We start from the raw sequence: 17,464 nt of genomic DNA on the forward strand, positions 1-17,464 counted from the left end.
CCGCGCCGGGTCGACCCCCACTCCGTCGAGCTTCGCTCGACACCTCTCCCCCGATCGACGGGGTAGAGGAAGGGCGCGAACTTAATTCAGCCAGACTCCCCACCTCTCCCTCCGGAGGGGGGAGAGGTGGCGCTGCGAAGCAGCGGCGGAGTGGGGGAACCACCTGGCAACCATCTCTCCCCGTGAACAGGGAGAAGGAAGGGAGCTACCCATGACGCGCCCAGCCGTCTCCAAGAAATCATCATGGCCGGTCTGGGCCAGGCGCGGGTTGATGGAAAACATCGCGACGGCACTGATCGCGATCGGCTTCCTGATGCTGTTCCAGCCCTTCGCGCTGTCGCTCTACACCTATTCCTTCATCACCATGCTCGCCGGCACCGTGATGTTCATCATCGTCTCGAAGTTCCCGGAATAATCATGGCCGAAATCCGCGTCCAGCACCTGAGAAAGGCCTTCGGCGATTTCGTCGCCGTGCAGGATTCCAACTTCGTCGTCGAGGATGGCGAGTTCTTCGTCATGCTCGGGCCGTCGGGCTGCGGCAAGACGACGACCTTGCGCATGATCGCCGGGCTTGAGTTGCCGACCGGAGGCCAGATCCTGCTTGGGGGCGACGATGTCACCATGCTGCGGGCACGCGAGCGCGACATCGCCTTCGTCTTCCAGCTCTTCGCGCTCTATCCGCACATGAATGTGCGCAAGAACATCGGCTTTCCGCTGTTGGCGCAAGGCATGCCGTCGGCCGAAATCCGCACGCGCGTCGAGGAAACGGCAAAGCTTCTGCGCATCGACCATCTGCTCAACAAATCCGTCTCCGGCCTTGCCGGTGGCGACCGCCAGCGGGTGGCGCTCGGCCGCGCCATCGTGCGGCGGCCCAAATGCTTCCTGATGGATGAGCCGCTCGGCACGCTCGACACGGAATTCCGCGATTTGATGGTCCATGAGCTGCGCGAACTGCACAACCGCATCCACGCCACGACGGTCTATGTCACGCACGACCAGATGGAAGCGATGTCGATGGCCGACAAGATCGCCGTGATGAACCATGGCGTCATCGAACAGTTCGGTAGCCCACGCGAAATCTACGACCGCCCGGCGACCATGTTCGTCGCCGACTTCATCGGCTCGCCGCCGATGAATTTTTTGGGCTTTGGCGGCGGTCTCGCCAAGGGCGCCAGGGAGATCGTCGTGCAAGGCGCGAAAGTGGCGGTGCCGGAAGTGCGCGAGGACATCGCGCCGGCCGACATGGCGCTGGGCATCCGCCCGGAACACATCCGCTTCGATGACAATTCGAAGCTGCGCGGCGCCGTCTACGGCACCGAATATCTCGGCACCACCCAGATCGTCGCTGTGCAGACGGCGGACGGCATCATCAAGGCACGCGTGCCGGCCGAAATCCGGCTCTCCACCGGCGACCATGTCGGGCTGACGCTGAGCAGCGCGCGCCTGTCGCTGTTCGAGAAAGGATCCGGCCGCGCGGTGAGAACCGCGATCCACGATGTCGCCTCCGAGCGGAGGACCCAGCATGGCTGACGTGCACATCAAGAACGTGACCAAGAGTTTCAGCGACCATGTCGCCGTCAACGGCCTCGACCTGCATATATCAGATAGCGAATTCGTCGTGCTGCTCGGGCCGACGGGAGCCGGCAAGACGACGACGCTGCGGCTCATCGCCGGGCTGGAGCGACCGGATTCCGGCACGATCGAAATCGGCGGTCACAATGCCACGACGCTGTCGCCCGCCGAACGCGACACGGCCTTCGTCTTCCAGCAATATTCGCTCTACCCGCATCTGTCGGTGTTCGACAATCTCGCCTTCCCGCTGCGCTCGCCGGCGCGGAAAATGCCGGAAGACCAGATCCGCCGCCGGGTCGAGGAGGTGGCCAGGATGGTGCGCATCCATCACAAGCTCGCCAACCGCTCGACCAAGCTTTCGGGCGGCGAAATGCAGCGCGTTGCCATCGGCCGCGCGCTGGTGCGCAAGCCTTCGATCTATCTGATGGACGAGCCGCTGTCGTCGCTCGACGCCAAGCTGCGGGCGGATCTCAGGCTCGAGCTGAAGCGCATCCAGACCGAGCTTGGCGCCACCATGCTTTATGTCACCCACGATCAGATCGAGGCGATGACGATGGCCGACCGCATCGGCATCCTTGCCGACGGCGTGCTGGTGCAGATCGGCTCGCCACGGACGATCTATTCGGAGCCGGCAAACCTGCATGTCGCGGCAAGGCTCGGCCAGCCGGCGATCAATCTTCTGCCGACCGGGCTGCTGCCCGATGGCGGCGCGCCGACCGGGACCAAGACCATCGGCGCACGCACCGAGCATCTGACGATCGCGAAAGCAGCGAACGGCCATGCCGACGGCGTCGTCGACTGGGTCGAGCATCTTGGCGACCAGAACCATTTGCATGTGACGGTGGGGACCAAGAAACTGGTGACACTGACCGATCCCGACACGGATCTGGCGCAGGGCGACAGGGTGATGATCCGCTACCGGTCGCCGCTCTATTTCGGCGCCGATGGACAAAGGCTGATGTAACGGGTGACGGCGTTTCCATCACAGGGTTCAACGCCGGCTATTGATTGACGATTGCGAGTACGGGACGAATTCGATGAAGCACTTTTTCAATCGCAGGGAAACGATCGTCACCGAGGCGCTGGACGGCCTGTTGCGGACCGTTGGATCAGGCGATCTCGCGCGCCTCGACGGCTATCCCGAGATCAAGGTCATCCTGCGCGCCGACTGGGACAAGACGAAAGTCAGCGTCGTTTCCGGCGGCGGCGCCGGGCACGAGCCTTCGCATGCCGGCTTCGTCGGCAAGGGCATGCTGACAGCGGCGGTTTCGGGCGAGATCTTTGCCTCGCCAAGCGTCGAGGCCGTGCTGGCGGCCATCCGGGCCGTCACCGGTCCGGCCGGCTGTCTGCTGATCGTCAAGAACTACACAGGCGACCGTCTCAATTTCGGCCTGGCAGCTGAGAAGGCGCGCGCCGAGGGTTTCCGCGTCGAGATGGTGATCGTCGCCGACGATATCGCTTTGCCTGATATCAACCAGCCGCGCGGCGTTGCCGGCACGCTGTTCGTGCACAAGATCGCAGGCCATTTGTCGGAGACCGGCCATGATCTGGCAGCCGTTGCGGCAGCCGCTCGCGCGGCGGCGAAGGATATTGTTTCGCTCGGCATGTCGCTGTCGTCCTGCTCGATCCCCGGCCAGCCGCATGAGGACAGGTTTGGCGAAAATGACGGTGAACTCGGCCTCGGCATTCATGGCGAGCCGGGCGTCGAGCGGATTGCCGTGCAAAGCGCCGACCGGCTGGTCGCGATCATGGCGGAGCGCCTCTCCGGACAGCTCGATCCGGCAGCCAGCCACGCCTTGCTGATCAACAATCTCGGCTCGGTGCCGCCGCTCGAAATGTCCGTTATCGCCAACGCGGTGCTGGCGTCGCCGCTCGCCAAGACGATCAAGCTGACGATCGGCCCCGGACCGCTGATGACGGCGCTCAACATGAATGGCTTCTCGCTGTCGCTGGTCCGGCTCGACGCAGCGCGCGAAACCGCATTGCTGGCGCCGGTCGGGCCGCATGCGTGGATGCCGGCAAAGCCCGTTGTGCCGCCTGCCGTCGTTCCTATGGCGAAAGCGGCAGGACAGAGCGCGGCACGCAAACCCAGTCAGGATGCTCGTACCAGGCGTCTTGTCGTCACGGTCTGCGAAAGGCTGATCGCGCTCGAAGCCACTTTGAACGGACTGGATGCCAAGGCGGGCGACGGCGACACCGGCTCGACGGTGGCGACCGGCGCGCGCAGTGTGCTGGAGAGGCTTGACACGCTGCCGCTTGCCGAGTCCTCAGCGGCCCTTGGCGCGATAGGCGACATTCTGAGCGCGTCAATGGGCGGCTCCAGCGGTGTGCTGCTGTCGATCTTCTTCACGGCCGCGGCGCAGGCTCTGGACGGCGGCGCGAGCCTGGCCAAGGCGCTGCTTGCCGGCCTCGAACGAATGACTTTTTACGGCGGTGCCGGGATGGGGGATCGCACCATGGTCGATGCCCTGGAGCCGGCGCTCAAGGCGCTCGATGCCAAGGGCCTGGACGAAGCGGCTATCGCGGCCCTACGTGGTGCCGAGGCCACGTCCGCCATGGACAAGGCAAAGGCCGGACGGTCGGCCTATGTCGGCAGCAAGCTGCAAGGCGTGGTCGACCCCGGTGCCTATGCGGTGGCCGAGGTCTTCGCGGCCGCAGTCGCACTGCACGAAGCGGCCTGACGCATGCCTGAGTTGTCGAATGACCGTTCTTTCGATACTGCGGGCGACATGGAAACCGGGAATGCGGGTGACATGGCAGCGTTGAACCTTGCCAGGCTGATCGCGGCCGCTGCGGATACGATTGCCGCGCACGCCGAGGAATTGACCGCGCTCGACCAGGCGATCGGCGATGGCGACCATGGACTGAACATGAAGCGCGGTTTTGAGGCCGTGCGTAGTGAGGCCGAGGCGTTTGCTGCCAAGCCGCTGCCCGAGGCCCTGAAGGCGATCGGCACCAAGCTGGTGATGACGGTTGGTGGCGCCTCCGGTCCGCTGTTCGGCACCCTGTTCATGGCGCTCGGCAAGGAGATTTCGGCGGAGCCCGATCGCGCCAATCTGACGGCGGCCTTCGGCAAGGCCATCGAAGCCGTGGCCGCACGCGGCAAATCGCAGGTCGGCCAAAAAACCATGCTCGACGTGCTGCAGCCGGTGCATGACGCATTGACCGAGGGAAAGACCGGGGCGGAAGTAGCCGATGCCGCCGACGCGGCCGCCGAAGCGACCGTGCCTATGAAGGCCCTGCGCGGCCGCGCCTCGTTCCTTGGCGACCGATCGATCGGCCATATGGATGCCGGCGCGCGCTCGACCGCCCTGCTGGTGCGGACTGTGGCGCAAACCGTCGGGGAAAGTGCATGAGCAATGTCGGCATTGTCATCGTCTCGCATTCGCCGCTGGTCGCCGAGGGCACAGCCGACATGGTGCGCCAGATGGTGGGCGATGAAGTGCCACTTGCATGGTGCGGCGGAAACGGCCATGGCGGGCTCGGCACCAATGTCGAGGCGATCATGGGCGCCATCGAAAAGGCCTGGTCGGAAGCCGGTGTCGCCATCCTGGTCGATCTCGGCGGCGCCGAGACCAATTCGGAAATGGCGGTGGAGATGATCGGCGAGCCGCGGTCGCAAAAGATCATCGTCTGCAACGCGCCGATCGTCGAAGGCGCGGTGATGGCGGCGACCGAAGCCTCCGGCGGCGCTACGCTTAGGGAAGTGGTGGCGACGGCGCATGAATTGTCGCCGTCGTGAACGAACGGGAAGCTTGAAAGACATGTCCGCATTCGCCGAAGCGACCGTTGTGATCACCCACGATGTGGGCCTGCACGCGCGTCCTTCGGTGAAGTTCACCAAGCTGGCCAAGAGCTTTGCCGCCGAGGTGGAAATCGCGCTTGCCGCCAACGGGCCATGGTTCGACGCCAAGAGCATCGTCAAGGTAATGGCGGCCAAGGCGCCGAAAGGTACCGTGCTGCACATCAGGGCCAGCGGCGACGGCGCCAATGATGCCGTCGACGCGCTGGTCGAACTGGTACGGCGCGATTTCGACGAAGGCGCGGACCATGTCCGGACCGCTTAGGTTGCAAGGCATTTCGGCCTCGGCCGGTTATGCCGAAGGGCCGTTGTTCGATCTCGACCGGATTGCCGCATCCTATGTCGGTAAGGCAAGTGTCGCCGACGAAAAGGCCGCGCTCGATACCGCAATCGCCATTGCGGCGGGCCGTCTCTCTGCATTGTTCGAGACGGCCGACGGTGACGCCGCCGACATTCTCGAGTTCCAGATCGCCATGCTGGGGGACGATGCGCTAAGCAGCCCGGCCTTTGCCGCGATCCGCGCCGGCCTGCCGGCTGACAAGGCCTGGCGGCAGGCGCTCGACGCCGAAATCGCCGGCTATGATGCTTCCGACCAGGATTACTTTCGCGCGCGGGCCGCCGACATCCGAGACATTAGGGACCAGGTGCTGCGGGCGCTGACCGAGGATGGCGACGTCCAAGCACCGGCCGGCGCCATCCTCTACGGCCAGGACATCGCACCGACGCGTTTTCTCGAAACCGACTGGAGTTGTGGCGGCGGCATCGCGTTGAAGGCGGGCAGCACTGCCAGCCATGTCGCCATGCTGGCGCGGTCGCGCGGCGTACCCATGGTCGTCGGCCTGGGTGCTTTGCCGGCTCATCTTGCCGGCATCGCCCTGATCGACGCCGAACATGGCGGCATCGTGCTGTCGCCGTCCAAGACCGAAATCGCTGCTTTTAGGCAATCCTCAGCATCGTTCTCGGCGCGCCGCAAGCGGGCCGGATCTTTCCTCGCGCGGCCGGCGGTCACCAAGGCCGGCACGGCGGTGCGAGTGCAGGTCAACATCGCCGATCCGTCCGAGGTCGACGGCATCGACATCGCGACCTGCGACGGCGTCGGGCTGATGCGCACCGAATTCCTGTTCGGCAAGACATTGCCGGATGAGGAGACGCAGTATCGTGCTTACCGCAAAGTGCTGGAATGGGCCGGCGAGAAACCGGTAACGATCCGCACCGTCGATGCCGGCGGCGACAAGCCGGTGCCAGGCTTCACGGTCGAGGAGAGCAATCCGTTCCTCGGCCTGCGCGGAATCAGGCTGTCACTGGCAAGACCGGAGGTGTTTCGTGTACAGATCCGGGCGCTGCTGCGCGCCGCCGTCCACGGCAGCCTGAAAGTGATGTTTCCGATGATCGCCGTTGTCGAGGAGTACAGGCAGGCAGCGGCGATGTTCGCCGAGGAACAGGCGACGCTTGCTACGCGCGGCATCGCGCACAAGATGCCGCCGCTCGGCATCATGGTCGAAGTTCCGTCAGTGGCGATCGCACCGGAAGCCTTTGCCGAGGCCGCCTTCTTCTCGATCGGCTCCAACGACCTCACCCAATATGTCATGGCGGCGGCCCGCGACAACGCCGCCGTGGCCCATCTCAATTCGGTCCGTCATCCGGTCGTGCTGCGGCTGATCGCTGCCGTGACCGCGTTTGGCGAACGTGAAAGAACCCCGGTCAGCCTGTGCGGCGATGCCGGCGGCGATCCAGCCTCGATCCCGGCGCTGCTCAAGGCTGGCCTGCGCGATCTTTCCGTCGCTCCGGCGCAACTCGCCATGGCCAAGGCGGCCATCGCGGACGTTTCTGTCTAGGCGCGGCTGGCATGGTCGAGAAGACACCCGAACCTGGTTCCGAAGAGGCGATCCGCGCCTACAAGACGATCCTGTCGCACGTCATCGACCAGCGCCCGTCCGGCATGCGCCAGCGCCTCGCCGACGCGCTTGGCAAGCACCGCAGCTTCGTCACGCAGATTTCGAGCCCAGTCTATTCGATCCCGATTCCGTCAAAACATTTGCCGGCTATATTTTCGGTCTGCCATTTCAGTCCGGCCGAGCGCGATCAGTTTCTCGCCGCCTACCATCAGGCGCATCCCGGAAAAATGACTGTCGCGGCAGGCATGCGCAAGACGCGCCATGTCTCGCTTGTCGTGCCGGATTTCGGCGACGACAAGCAGAACGCCGCGCTCGACAGAGCGGTGAACGATTTTATCCAGAAGATCACCAGCATCACCGGCAAGGGTGGCTGATCGAACTCTTTGTTTTACGCAATTCCGGACGGAAAACCGCGACACACTTTTCCTGGAATTGCTTTGGAAGGCCTATTTCGGAAGGAGACGGCCGTGAAGAAATTTATCAATTCGGTGGACACGGTGCTGACCGAAAGCCTCGACGGCTTCGTCGCCGCCCATGCCGACATCCTCGTGCTTGGCGAAGAGCACAAATTCATCCGCCGCAAGGCCTTGCGGCCGGGCAAAGTGGCGTTGATCTCCGGCGGCGGTTCCGGCCATGAGCCACTGCATGGCGGCTTTGTCGGGCACGGCATGCTCGACGCCGCCTGCCCCGGCCAGGTGTTCACCTCGCCGACGCCGGACCAGATGCTGGCGGCAGCGGAGGCCGTCGACACCGGCGCCGGTTGCCTGTTCATCGTCAAGAACTATGAAGGCGACGTCATGAACTTCGAGATGGCGGCCGAAATGTCGGAAGGCATCCTGCAGATCGTGACCAATGACGACGTCGCCGTCGAGAATTCCTCCTATACGACGGGCCGGCGCGGCGTCGCCGGCACGCTGGTGGTGGAGAAGATCGTCGGCGCCGCTGCCGAACATGGCCTGGCGCTGGCGCCGCTGAAGGCGCTGGGCGACCGGGTCAACGCTGCTACCCGCTCGATGGGCGTGGCGCTGACCAGTTGCACCGTGCCGGCGGCGGGCAAGCCGACTTTCGACATCGGCGATGGCGAGATGGAGTTCGGCGTCGGCATCCATGGCGAGCCCGGCCGCCGGCGCGACACGCTGAAAAGCGCCGATGCGATTGCGCAGGAGATTTGCGCCGCGATCCTGGGCGATCTCGGCGACAGGGCGAACGGCCCGGCGCTGCTGTTCGTCAACGGCTTCGGCGGCACGCCGCTGATGGAACTCTATCTGATGTACAACAGCGCGCGGGCGATCTTCGAGAAGCACGGCGTGACGGTGACCCGTTCACTGGTCGGCTCCTATGTCACCTCGCTCGACATGGCCGGCTGCTCGATCACGCTGACCATGCTCGACGACGAGACGACCGCATTCTGGGATGCGCCGGTGCGCACGGCAGCGCTGCGCTGGGGTATGTAACCTGGATTCCACCACGTTGATGCTGCCATCCCTTGAGGAACCGCGCGCCGTCCCGCACGACGCTGCGCTCCGACAGGCTCGAAAAACGGTTCGGTTGCCTGTTCCCGGCCGGAATCGTCCCAGAAATAGTCGTCATCACGACGTGACAAGCAGCGGAGCAGCCGGCTGGAGACATTGCATTTCTTCCCCTAAGTAAGGTAAAAACCCGCCTGGGAGTTGGGGAGATAGCGTATGCGTTACAATTGGGAGCGGGCTCCGACGAGCTTCGAACGTCACAGAAAAGCGCTGGCGACGGCTATTTTGATCGCTGGCGGCATTGGCCTCATGCTTGTGGCCCTGCCGATCTAAACAAGCTGCAGATCGAACCGATGCAGGCTGTCAGGGCGCCTGGCGTGACCCAGTCAGCGCGGCTGCCCGGTGACGGCAAGGAAGCGCCGGTCGCGCCCCTCAAAACCTTGGCTGAAACGCTGCACCAGCACGACGATTACCGCCGGTTTGCCGGCCGGGGTGTATTCGTAGGATTCCGACAGGCTGTAGGAGGTCGGGCAGTTTCTCGAGCCCGGCACGGTCTTGTCCTCGTGCAATATCTTGAACGGCTTGCCGTCCTGCCCTTGCAGCGTCAGGCGGAAGCCGAGCGCCTTGCCGGCCTTCTCACCTTGAAGTGTCTTCTCACTTTGAAGTGCCTGGTCGCCTTGCTGCGTCGCATCGAAACTCGCCGAACAATCGCCCGTGCTGGCTGCCAGGATCTGGTCGAGCTGGATGGTCGAAATGCCCGTTTCGTCATAGAGCGGAGATAGCCATTTCTGCGACACTTGCTCGAGGCGGGAAATGTCGTTGTAGGCAACCATTTCACCCGGAAAGGTGAACTTGTCGGAGGCTGTCTGCTCGCCCAGTGATGCGATGGCATATCTGGCAAGAATGGGCGCCGCCCTGACGCCGGCCTGCGCCCTCGCCTGCTCCAGCGTCAGTGTCGCTTCCTCCGTTGCGTCGACGACGAGAATCGGCTTGCCGCCGACAAATTCATCGGTGCGAGTGTCGATGATGTCGATCTGCGACCAGCCGGAATCCGAGGCGCCGGCGTCGAGCGTTCCATATTGCTCGAAGGCGAAATAGGCTCCATCGGGCGAAAAGCCGATGATACGCCGTGCCGCGGCATCGCCGGCCTGGGCGATTCCTGTGGAGATCGCAAGCGCCGCGCCCACAACCGATGGGAGCACAAAGCGCCCGATGATCCGCCCAGCAGCAAACATCACCACCCCAATCCCGTATCGCAATTTCATAACTGCTGGCCCCCAAGGCGCCAGGTCGATGTGATCAGCACAATGGCGCGCATTTGCGGCCAAGGGTAGAGCGCGCTATCTGGAAGGAAGAAAATCGTTCCTGGGGAGGGTACGGATGACTTCACGCTATCATGAGGTCTATGAGGGCTGGAAACGCGACCCGGAACAATTCTGGGCGGATGCGGCCGGCGCCATCGACTGGTATTCGCCCTGGGACAAGGTGTTCGACGCCAATGCCGGCGTCTATGGCCGCTGGTTCACGGGCGCCACCTGCAACACCTGCTACAATGCCATCGATCGCCACGTCGCCGGCGGCCGCGCCGATCAGATCGCGCTGATCCATGACAGCGCGATTGCCGGAACTGTGAAAAAATTCACCTATGCCGAGTTGAAGCGCGAGGTCGTCGCGCTGACCTCGGTGCTGAAGAACCGCGGCATCGGCAAGGGCGACCGCGTCATCATCTACATGCCGATGGTAGCCGAGGCGGCCATCGCCATGCTGGCCTGCGCCCGTATCGGCGCCGTGCATTCGGTGGTCTTCGGCGGTTTTGCCTCGCATGAGCTTGCCACCCGCATCGACGATGCCAAGCCGAAGTTGATCATTTCCGCGTCCTGCGGCCTGGAGCCGGGCCGCGTCGTCGCCTACAAGCCGCTGCTCGACAAGGCGATCGAGATCTCCCGCCATAAGCCGGACGCCTGCCTGATCCTGCAGCGCGACCAATTGCGCTGCGAACTGAAGGAGCATTTCGACATCGACTACGCCGATGCTGTTGCCCGCGAACGGGCGGCCGGCGCCAATGTCGATTGCGTGCCGGTGCTTGCCACCGACCCGCTCTACATCATCTACACATCCGGCACGACCGGCCAGCCCAAGGGCATCGTGCGCGACAATGGCGGCCACATGGTCGCGCTGAAATGGACGATGGAAAACGAGTTCGGCGTCAAGCCGGGCGAGGTGTTCTGGGCGGCATCGGATGTCGGCTGGGTGGTCGGCCATTCCTATATCGTCTACGGGCCGCTGCTGCATGGCTGCACCAGCATCCTGTTCGAGGGCAAGCCTGTCGGCACGCCCGATGCCGGCACCTACTGGCGGGTGATATCGGAGCATGGCGTCGTAGCGCTGTTCACCGCGCCGACCGCGTTCCGCGCCATCAAGGGGCAGGACCCGAAGGGCGAGTTCATCGCGAAACACGACCTCTCGAAATTCCGCACGCTGTTCCTTGCCGGCGAGCGCGCCGACCCGGAAACCATCAAATGGGCGGAGCAGAAGCTCAATGTGCCGGTGGTCGACCATTGGTGGCAGACCGAGACCGGCTCGCCGATGACGATCAATCCTGCCGGCCTTGGCCTGCTGCCGGTGAAATACGGCTCGCCGGGCGTGCCGATGCCCGGTTACGACATCCGCGTGCTCGACGATGGTGGCCATGAGGTGAAGCGCGGCACGCTGGGCAATGTGGTGGTCAAGCTGCCGCTGCCGGCCGGCTGCCTGCCGACGCTGTGGAATGCCGACGCGCGGTTCCGCCAAGCCTATCTCGATGAGTTTCCCGGCTTCTACAAGACGGCGGATGCCGGCATGGTCGATGAGGACGGCTATCTCTATGTCATGGCCCGCACCGACGACATCATCAATGTGGCCGGCCACCGGCTGTCGACCGGTGCCATGGAGGAGGTGCTCTCGGCCCATCCCGATGTCGCCGAATGCGCGGTCATCGGCATTGCCGACGCCATGAAGGGCCAGGTTCCGCTTGGCTTCGTGGTGCTGAACGCAGGTGTGACGCGCGACGCCGGCTTGATCGAGAGCGAAGTGGTCGGCCTGGTGCGCGAACGCATCGGCCCGGTCGCAGCTTTCAAGACGGTGGTGACGATCAAGCGCCTGCCCAAGACACGGTCGGGCAAGATCTTGCGCGGCACCATGCAGAAGATCGCCGACAAGGAAGAATGGATCATGCCGGCGACGATCGACGATCCGGTGATCCTCGACGAGATCACCGTGGCGCTGACGGAGCGTGGAATCGGGGTTTAGCGGCGGCCAATCGCGTATGGCAGCGCCTTTCCTCTCCCTCGTCGATCGAGGGAGAGGTGTCGAGCGAAGCTCGACGGAGTGGGGTCGATCTTTCATCGAAGCAATGCTTCCGCCTGACTACCGCTTGCCTGAGTTTTCTTACTCACCTGGTTGTGCATGTCTCGCGCCGGCATGTTTGTCGAGTGGCAGTCAATCTTTTATTGTGCAACGCAGCAATCCTCCTTACAGTGCTTTGCAGGGGGGCCATCGACAGGGGTCGCATGGCTCAGCAGAAGATTACATTTGGCGGCGTCGATATACTGCGCTTCCTCGCCGCCGTCATGGTCATGGTCTACCACTATGGCTTCTGGGTGTGGGCGTATCCGGATGGTGTTTCGGCGCGCGCCACGGGCGGCGTTCCCCCGCAGTCGGCAATAGGCGCCTGGGTCGAATCCGGCTGGGTCGGCGTCCAGATCTTCTTCGTCATCAGCGGCTTCGTCATCGCCTTCAGCGCCGAAAGGTCGACGCCCTTGCGGTTTTTCGAAGCACGAGTGAAACGGCTGGCGCCGGCGGTCTGGATCTGTGCACCCGTCACCGCTGCCGTGCTTTTGGCCGTCGGGCTTAGTTGGCCGACCGACGCGGTCGTCCGGCTGGTTCGCACCGGCCTGTTCGGTCCCTATGGCCCTTGGGTGGACAGCGTCTACTGGACGCTGGGCATCGAGATCGCCTTCTATGCCGTCGTCTGGACCTTGCTGCGGCTTAGCCGCTTCCATCAGATGGAAATGGTGGCCATCGCCATCGGTCTGGTCAGCACTCTGTTCTGGTGCCTGTATTACCCGCTCGACTGGGCCGATCTTGCCGAAACACGCACGCTCGACCTGCTGCTGGTGCATCACGGCGTTTTCTTCGCGACCGGCGTCATGCTGTGGCTGATGCGCTTCAAGGCGGTGACAGCCGCCCGCCTTGCCTTCTGCGCCCTGTTCCTGGGCGGCGGCGTGCTGCAGATCGCCAGTTCGGTCGACGTCCATATCCTGAAGGTCGGGCGGGAGATGCCGTTCGCGCCGCCGATCCTCATCTTCCTCATCGCCATCGCCTTCATGGCATGGTCGCTACGGCTCGACCTGTCCTGGAGCGGCTGGCGACGAATCGGACTGATGACCTATCCGCTCTACCTGCTCCACGACGTCGTCGGGGCGGCCCTGCTCGGCGTCCTGGTCCGCGCCGGGCTGCCGCATCTCTTGTCAATGGTGGTCGTCGGCACGACGATGATCGCGGCAAGCTGGCTGGTGGCGACCGAGGCCGAGCCGCGCATCCGGCTACTGCTCGATCACACCGTCTTCCGCTATCGGCTCAAGGCAGCGTAAATTAGCCAGTGGGCACCTCGGTGTGCCCAGTTTGCGCAGGAGCCGGACGCCGATGGTTCGCGGCCGGTACAAAAAGCAAGAGACCGATTGATGCTGATTGTCAGGATGGCGGAACTGGAAATCGATCCTGACCAGATCGACAGCTATAAAACCCTGCTTGCCGAAGAGATCGAGGCCTCCGTGCGAATCGAGCCGGGTGTGCTTTTCCTTCATGCCGTGTCGGAAAAAGGCGCAGCTGAAAAGGTGCGCGTGATCGAATGCTACGCTGATCAGGCGGCCTACGAAGCCCATCTGACCACGCCGCATTTTCTCAAATACAAGACGCAAACGGCGCATATGGTGCGGTCACTTCGGCTCATCGAAACCGACCCGATCACACTGGCAGCGAAACCCGGCCAGATTTCAAACTGACCCACCACCGAGACCCGGCTCGACACCGCCGTTCATCCAGAGCGGTCGACTCCGTCTCAACGCGATGCGTTTTCGAAAGAACCTGCCCGAGCAAGGGCCGATATCAGACGGGCGCCTTGCCGCGCACCTCCGACTTTTCCAAATAGTAGCTCGAGTATTTATCGAAAAACTTCTCCGAGCCGCCGAGCGATCCGTATTTGGCCAGCTTCTTCAATTCGACCTTGTTCAGCACCGCGCCGACGATCTTGTTGGCGACATAGGGTTCGGATTCCAGCATCGACCTGACCATCGCGCGCGGCGTGCGCCCCCATTCGGTGACGAGCACAAAACCGTCGACCAGCGGCGCGAAGGCCTTGGCGTCGACCACCGGTCCGAGCGGCGGCAGATCGACGACGATGTATTCGAACGTCTCCTTGGCGTTCTCGATGAAGCGCCGCATGCCGGCCGAGGAGAGAAGTTCGCTGGTATGCGAGAAGTGACCGCGCAGCACCGCCGGGATGATTGCCAGCTTCGTCTGCCGGTCGATCTTGCCGACGGACTGCCAGGTCTGGCCGTTGACCACGGCTTCCATCAGGCCTTGCTCGGCTTCCATGCCAAGGCCACGGCTGAGCCCGGGATTGCGCAGATCGCCGTCGATCAGCAGCGTCTTGGCGCCGTTGGCGGCAAGCAAGCCGGCGAGATTGGCCGCCACCGTCGACTTGCCCTCGCCGGGAAGCACCGAGATGACGCCGATGACGCGGCTGCCTTGCCCTTCCAGGACGACGTCGAAGGCGATCTTGGCGCTGCGCAGCGTTTCGGCGAACATCGACGCTGGCGAATCGATGCTCACCCGCATGCGTGCCCGTTTTTCCGCCGCCGACAGCGATTGGCCGGCCTTGGCATCCACCTGGGCCTCGCCCGGCTTTTCTTCCTTGCCGAGCTTGCCGCCGATCCTCGGCAGATAGCCAAGGAATTTCAGGCCGACGCGATCGCGCACATCTTCGCCGGTCCTGAAGAAGCGTTCGTTGAACTCGTTCAAGCCGCCAAAGCCGGCACCCATCAGCATGCCAAGCACCAGCGAAAGTCCAAGCACGATGATTGTGCGCGGGCTTGACGCGGTAAGCGGCATCGAGGCGTCCGAGATGATGCGAATCTTGCCGACCGGGAAGGACTGCTGCTGAGCGGCTTCCTCGTAGCGGCCGAGGAATGTCTGATAGAGCGTGGTGAGCGCCGTCGCCTGCTGATCGAGTTCACGCAGCTTGACCTGCGTCTGGTTGTCGACGGAACTCTTGCCTTGCGCGGCGGCGACATTGGCCCGGAGCGCGGTCTCACGCGCCTGCGCAACTTCATATTCGTTGCGATAGCTTTCGGTCAGTTGCTTCAGTTCGCCGAAAATCTGGGTCGATATGTCGGCCTTCTCCTTGGCAAGCGCCACCGCCTGCGGATGTTCGGCGCCGAAATTCGCCTCGACGTCCTGCAGCCGCTTGGCGACCGTGAGGTAGCGGGTCTTGAGTGCCGAGATGACCGAACTGCTCGGCTGGTCGCTCGATATGGCAGCATCCTTGAAGGCGTTGTCGGAGCCGCTGTCGACAATCGCCTTGTACTGCTGGTAGCGGGCGCTGGCGCGTGCGGTGTCGGCCTGCGCCACGATGAGCTGGGCGTTGAGATCGGAAAGCTGCTTGTCGCTCATCAGCTGGCCATCGCTGTTGGCGGCCAGCCCATGTTCGGCCCTGAATTTCTCGACCGCGAGCGAAGCTGCCTGCGAGCTCTGGCGCAGCTCCGTCAACCGGCCCTGCAGCCAGACCGCAGCCCGCTCGGTGGCATCGAAGCTGGCATCGAGCTGATCGGCGAGATAGGCATCGGCATAGGCCTTGGTGATGGCGTTTGCCAAGGCCGGATCCGTCGCCTGATAGCCGAGCGCGATGACATAGCTTCGGCCGATGCGTTCCGCCCGGATCTCGTTCTGCAGCTTGAGGATCGCGTAGTCGCGGCGCGACGTGGCGATAAGCGCATCGCGGGCGGCCGGGTCGAGCTTGCTGAAGTCAGCGCCACCCGGCACGGAAGAGCTGGGGCGGACATACTGGATCAGGCCGCGGATGAGGCCTATGCCTTGGGCAAGCGCCGATTGGGGCGGATTCATGAACGTATCGTTCTGGTCGAGCTTCAGCTTGTCGACGACCACAGAGGCAAGCCGTGTCGAGGTCAGGATCTCGATCTGGCTCAGGATCGCGGAATCGGTCTGCATGGTTGTCGACGCCGCCGAGATGTCGTCGACGATCTTGTTCAAACCTTCGTCGATCAGCACGCTGGCGACCGATTGATATTTGGGCGGCGTCGTCTGCAAATAGAGCAGCCCCAGAAAGAGACCGATGACAGCGCACACGGCAACGACCTTGGCCTGCCGCGCAGCCATGCCAAGCAGCCGCTCGATATCGATGAAGTCTTCGCCGTCTCCCGCGTCCGAATTCGGCAATGGCATCCTCTTGTCGAGAGGAAAGTTGGCATAATTCATCTTCGGTCCAATTCTTGAGCCTGTCCCATTCCGATCGATCGCAATGGGCTCTATCTCACTGTTCGAACATGATCTTTTCCGGAAACCGGGATCCACTTTCCGGGATCATGCTTTGGCTTGCAGGCGTCGCCAGGATCGGGGGCATTTGCGCAAACGACGCAAGCTTCGTGCCAGACAGCGCGGGGCTACCGCCCCGCGCCCTCGGCCATTCGAAAATGCCCCCGAAACATGGGCATTATGCGGCTTCTTCCTGGCGTTCATGCGACCGCACGAACTCCTGAAGCATTTCGAAAACCGGACCCTTCATGTCCTCGCGCGCCAGCGCGAAGGCAATGTTGGCCTGGATGAACCCTTCCTTGGAACCACAGTCGAACATGCGGCCCTTGAAAGGTTGGGCAAAGAACGGCTGATCCTTCGACAGACGGACCATGGCGTCCGTGAGCTGGATCTCGTTGCCGGCGCCGCGCTGCTGATTGCCCAGAAGCGCGAAGATCTCGGGCTGCAGGATGTAGCGGCCGTTGATGTAGAAGTTCGATGGCGCATTGGCCGGCGCCGGCTTTTCGACCATGGCGGTCACCTCGAAGCCGCCGCCGATCTCGGCGCCGCGGCCAACGATGCCGTATTTGTTGGTCTCGGTCGGTTCACAACGCTCGACAGCGATGACATTGCCGCCAGTGCGCTCATAGAGGTCGACGGTTTCGGCCAGGCATCCCCGCCCGCCGAACGACACCATGTCCGGCAGCAGCAAGGCAAAGGGCTCGTTGCCGATGACTTCGCGTGCGCACCAAACGGCATGGCCGAGGCCTTGCGGCGATTGCTGGCGGATGAAGCTGGTGGCACCGGCCACCGGCAAGAGGCTTTCCAGCGACTGCAATTGCGCCTTCTTGCCGGTCTGCTCCAGGGTTCCGATCAGTTCCGGATGGAGGTCGAAATAGTCCTCGATCACTGCCTTGTTGCGGCCGGTCACGAACACGATGTGCTCGATGCCGGCTTCGAAGGCCTCGTCCACCGCATATTGCACGACAGGCCTGTCGACGACGGGAAGCATCTCCTTCGGCATCGACTTGGTCGCCGGCAGGAACCGTGTTCCAAGACCCGCCACCGGTATTACGGCCTTCCTGATTTTCTTCATCGCAAATTCCTTCTGAGGAGATCGACTTCAGTCCATTCACAGGCCACGAAAAATCCCTTCA

Annotated in this window: 16 protein-coding genes; 13 read left to right on the forward strand and 3 right to left on the reverse strand. The window is 63.3% G+C overall.

The genetic code is table 11. The annotated features are described in order from the left end of the window. The first annotated feature begins 211 nt into the window (after window positions 1-211). The 10 genes from ACSQ3L_RS01035 to dhaK all read left to right on the forward strand — a co-directional run bounded on the left by ACSQ3L_RS01035 (window position 212) and on the right by dhaK (window position 8,723). Window positions 212-415 (forward strand): hypothetical protein, encoded by a 204-nt coding sequence (locus ACSQ3L_RS01035; protein ID WP_436158246.1) that lies wholly within the window; start codon window positions 212-214, stop codon window positions 413-415. A gap of 2 nt (window positions 416-417) precedes the next feature. Beyond that, the gene (locus tag ACSQ3L_RS01040; protein WP_436158247.1) at window positions 418-1,530 is read left to right on the forward strand and encodes an ABC transporter ATP-binding protein; all 1,113 of its coding nucleotides are present in this window, start codon (window positions 418-420) and stop codon (window positions 1,528-1,530) included. Further along, window positions 1,523-2,536 (forward strand): ABC transporter ATP-binding protein, encoded by a 1,014-nt coding sequence (locus ACSQ3L_RS01045; protein ID WP_436158248.1) that lies wholly within the window; start codon window positions 1,523-1,525, stop codon window positions 2,534-2,536. The genes ACSQ3L_RS01040 and ACSQ3L_RS01045 overlap by 8 nt, the downstream gene beginning before the upstream one ends. Window positions 2,537-2,609: 73 nt before the next feature. Then, on the forward strand, window positions 2,610-4,253 hold the full coding sequence (locus tag ACSQ3L_RS01050) for a dihydroxyacetone kinase subunit DhaK (RefSeq protein WP_436158249.1): 1,644 nt from the start codon (window positions 2,610-2,612) through the stop codon (window positions 4,251-4,253). Window positions 4,254-4,325: 72 nt separating this feature from the next. After that, window positions 4,326-4,928, forward strand: a complete 603-nt coding sequence (gene dhaL, locus ACSQ3L_RS01055; protein ID WP_436158250.1) for a dihydroxyacetone kinase subunit DhaL — start codon at window positions 4,326-4,328, stop codon at window positions 4,926-4,928. Continuing rightward, window positions 4,925-5,314, forward strand: a complete 390-nt coding sequence (gene dhaM, locus ACSQ3L_RS01060; RefSeq protein ID WP_436158251.1) for a dihydroxyacetone kinase phosphoryl donor subunit DhaM — start codon at window positions 4,925-4,927, stop codon at window positions 5,312-5,314. Before dhaL ends, dhaM begins: the two co-directional genes overlap by 4 nt. Before the next feature lie 22 nt (window positions 5,315-5,336). After that, complete coding sequence (locus ACSQ3L_RS01065) at window positions 5,337-5,639, forward strand: HPr family phosphocarrier protein (RefSeq protein ID WP_436158252.1); 303 nt, start codon at window positions 5,337-5,339, stop codon at window positions 5,637-5,639. Further along, window positions 5,623-7,209, forward strand: a complete 1,587-nt coding sequence (gene ptsP, locus ACSQ3L_RS01070) for a phosphoenolpyruvate--protein phosphotransferase (RefSeq protein ID WP_436158253.1) — start codon at window positions 5,623-5,625, stop codon at window positions 7,207-7,209. Before ACSQ3L_RS01065 ends, ptsP begins: the two co-directional genes overlap by 17 nt. An 11-nt stretch (window positions 7,210-7,220) precedes the next feature. Continuing rightward, window positions 7,221-7,643 (forward strand): hypothetical protein, encoded by a 423-nt coding sequence (locus tag ACSQ3L_RS01075; protein WP_436158254.1) that lies wholly within the window; start codon window positions 7,221-7,223, stop codon window positions 7,641-7,643. A 93-nt stretch (window positions 7,644-7,736) separates the two neighbouring features. Beyond that, complete coding sequence (gene dhaK / locus ACSQ3L_RS01080) at window positions 7,737-8,723, forward strand: dihydroxyacetone kinase subunit DhaK (protein ID WP_436158255.1); 987 nt, start codon at window positions 7,737-7,739, stop codon at window positions 8,721-8,723. Window positions 8,724-9,124: 401 nt separating this feature from the next. Here dhaK and ACSQ3L_RS01085 read toward each other — a convergent pair whose 3' ends face one another. Then, complete coding sequence (locus ACSQ3L_RS01085; RefSeq protein ID WP_436163354.1) at window positions 9,125-9,973, reverse strand: DUF2259 domain-containing protein; 849 nt, start codon at window positions 9,971-9,973, stop codon at window positions 9,125-9,127. A gap of 145 nt (window positions 9,974-10,118) precedes the next feature. Here ACSQ3L_RS01085 and ACSQ3L_RS01090 point away from each other — a divergent pair, with 145 nt between their 5' ends. From ACSQ3L_RS01090 to ACSQ3L_RS01100, 3 genes are all read left to right on the forward strand, one after another. Continuing rightward, window positions 10,119-12,026 carry a propionyl-CoA synthetase gene (locus tag ACSQ3L_RS01090; RefSeq protein WP_436158256.1) on the forward strand — a complete coding sequence of 636 codons (1,908 nt, stop codon included), beginning with the start codon at window positions 10,119-10,121 and terminating at the stop codon, window positions 12,024-12,026. A gap of 260 nt (window positions 12,027-12,286) precedes the next feature. Then, window positions 12,287-13,369, forward strand: a complete 1,083-nt coding sequence (locus tag ACSQ3L_RS01095; protein WP_436158257.1) for an acyltransferase family protein — start codon at window positions 12,287-12,289, stop codon at window positions 13,367-13,369. Between the two features lie 90 nt (window positions 13,370-13,459). Then, window positions 13,460-13,780, forward strand: a complete 321-nt coding sequence (locus tag ACSQ3L_RS01100) for a putative quinol monooxygenase (protein WP_436158258.1) — start codon at window positions 13,460-13,462, stop codon at window positions 13,778-13,780. Window positions 13,781-13,883: 103 nt separating this feature from the next. Here the strand turns inward: ACSQ3L_RS01100 and ACSQ3L_RS01105 are convergent, their stop codons facing one another. Together ACSQ3L_RS01105 and ACSQ3L_RS01110 are read right to left on the reverse strand one after the other, a co-directional pair. After that, window positions 13,884-16,271: a polysaccharide biosynthesis tyrosine autokinase gene (locus tag ACSQ3L_RS01105; protein WP_436158259.1), complete on the reverse strand. Its 2,388-nt coding sequence runs from the start codon at window positions 16,269-16,271 to the stop codon at window positions 13,884-13,886. Window positions 16,272-16,506: 235 nt separating this feature from the next. After that, complete coding sequence (locus ACSQ3L_RS01110) at window positions 16,507-17,403, reverse strand: UTP--glucose-1-phosphate uridylyltransferase (protein ID WP_436158260.1); 897 nt, start codon at window positions 17,401-17,403, stop codon at window positions 16,507-16,509. Between the last annotated feature and the right edge of the window lie 61 nt (window positions 17,404-17,464).

Source organism: Mesorhizobium sp. LjRoot246 (assembly GCF_964254115.1).
GTDB lineage: Bacteria > Pseudomonadota > Alphaproteobacteria > Rhizobiales > Rhizobiaceae > Mesorhizobium.

Coding starts and splice junctions, on each gene's coding strand:
- ACSQ3L_RS01105 (WP_436158259.1), bottom strand. CDS start 16,271: ATGAATTATGCCAACTTTCCTCTCGACAAGAGGATGCCATTGCCGAAT.
- ACSQ3L_RS01100 (WP_436158258.1), top strand. CDS start 13,460: ATGCTGATTGTCAGGATGGCGGAACTGGAAATCGATCCTGACCAGATC.
- ACSQ3L_RS01090 (WP_436158256.1), top strand. CDS start 10,119: ATGACTTCACGCTATCATGAGGTCTATGAGGGCTGGAAACGCGACCCG.
- dhaM (WP_436158251.1), top strand. CDS start 4,925: ATGAGCAATGTCGGCATTGTCATCGTCTCGCATTCGCCGCTGGTCGCC.
- ACSQ3L_RS01040 (WP_436158247.1), top strand. CDS start 418: ATGGCCGAAATCCGCGTCCAGCACCTGAGAAAGGCCTTCGGCGATTTC.
- ACSQ3L_RS01075 (WP_436158254.1), top strand. CDS start 7,221: ATGGTCGAGAAGACACCCGAACCTGGTTCCGAAGAGGCGATCCGCGCC.
- ACSQ3L_RS01085 (WP_436163354.1), bottom strand. CDS start 9,973: ATGTTTGCTGCTGGGCGGATCATCGGGCGCTTTGTGCTCCCATCGGTT.
- ACSQ3L_RS01095 (WP_436158257.1), top strand. CDS start 12,287: ATGGCTCAGCAGAAGATTACATTTGGCGGCGTCGATATACTGCGCTTC.
- ACSQ3L_RS01110 (WP_436158260.1), bottom strand. CDS start 17,403: ATGAAGAAAATCAGGAAGGCCGTAATACCGGTGGCGGGTCTTGGAACA.
- ACSQ3L_RS01050 (WP_436158249.1), top strand. CDS start 2,610: ATGAAGCACTTTTTCAATCGCAGGGAAACGATCGTCACCGAGGCGCTG.
- ptsP (WP_436158253.1), top strand. CDS start 5,623: ATGTCCGGACCGCTTAGGTTGCAAGGCATTTCGGCCTCGGCCGGTTAT.
- ACSQ3L_RS01035 (WP_436158246.1), top strand. CDS start 212: ATGACGCGCCCAGCCGTCTCCAAGAAATCATCATGGCCGGTCTGGGCC.
- ACSQ3L_RS01065 (WP_436158252.1), top strand. CDS start 5,337: ATGTCCGCATTCGCCGAAGCGACCGTTGTGATCACCCACGATGTGGGC.
- dhaL (WP_436158250.1), top strand. CDS start 4,326: ATGGCAGCGTTGAACCTTGCCAGGCTGATCGCGGCCGCTGCGGATACG.
- ACSQ3L_RS01045 (WP_436158248.1), top strand. CDS start 1,523: ATGGCTGACGTGCACATCAAGAACGTGACCAAGAGTTTCAGCGACCAT.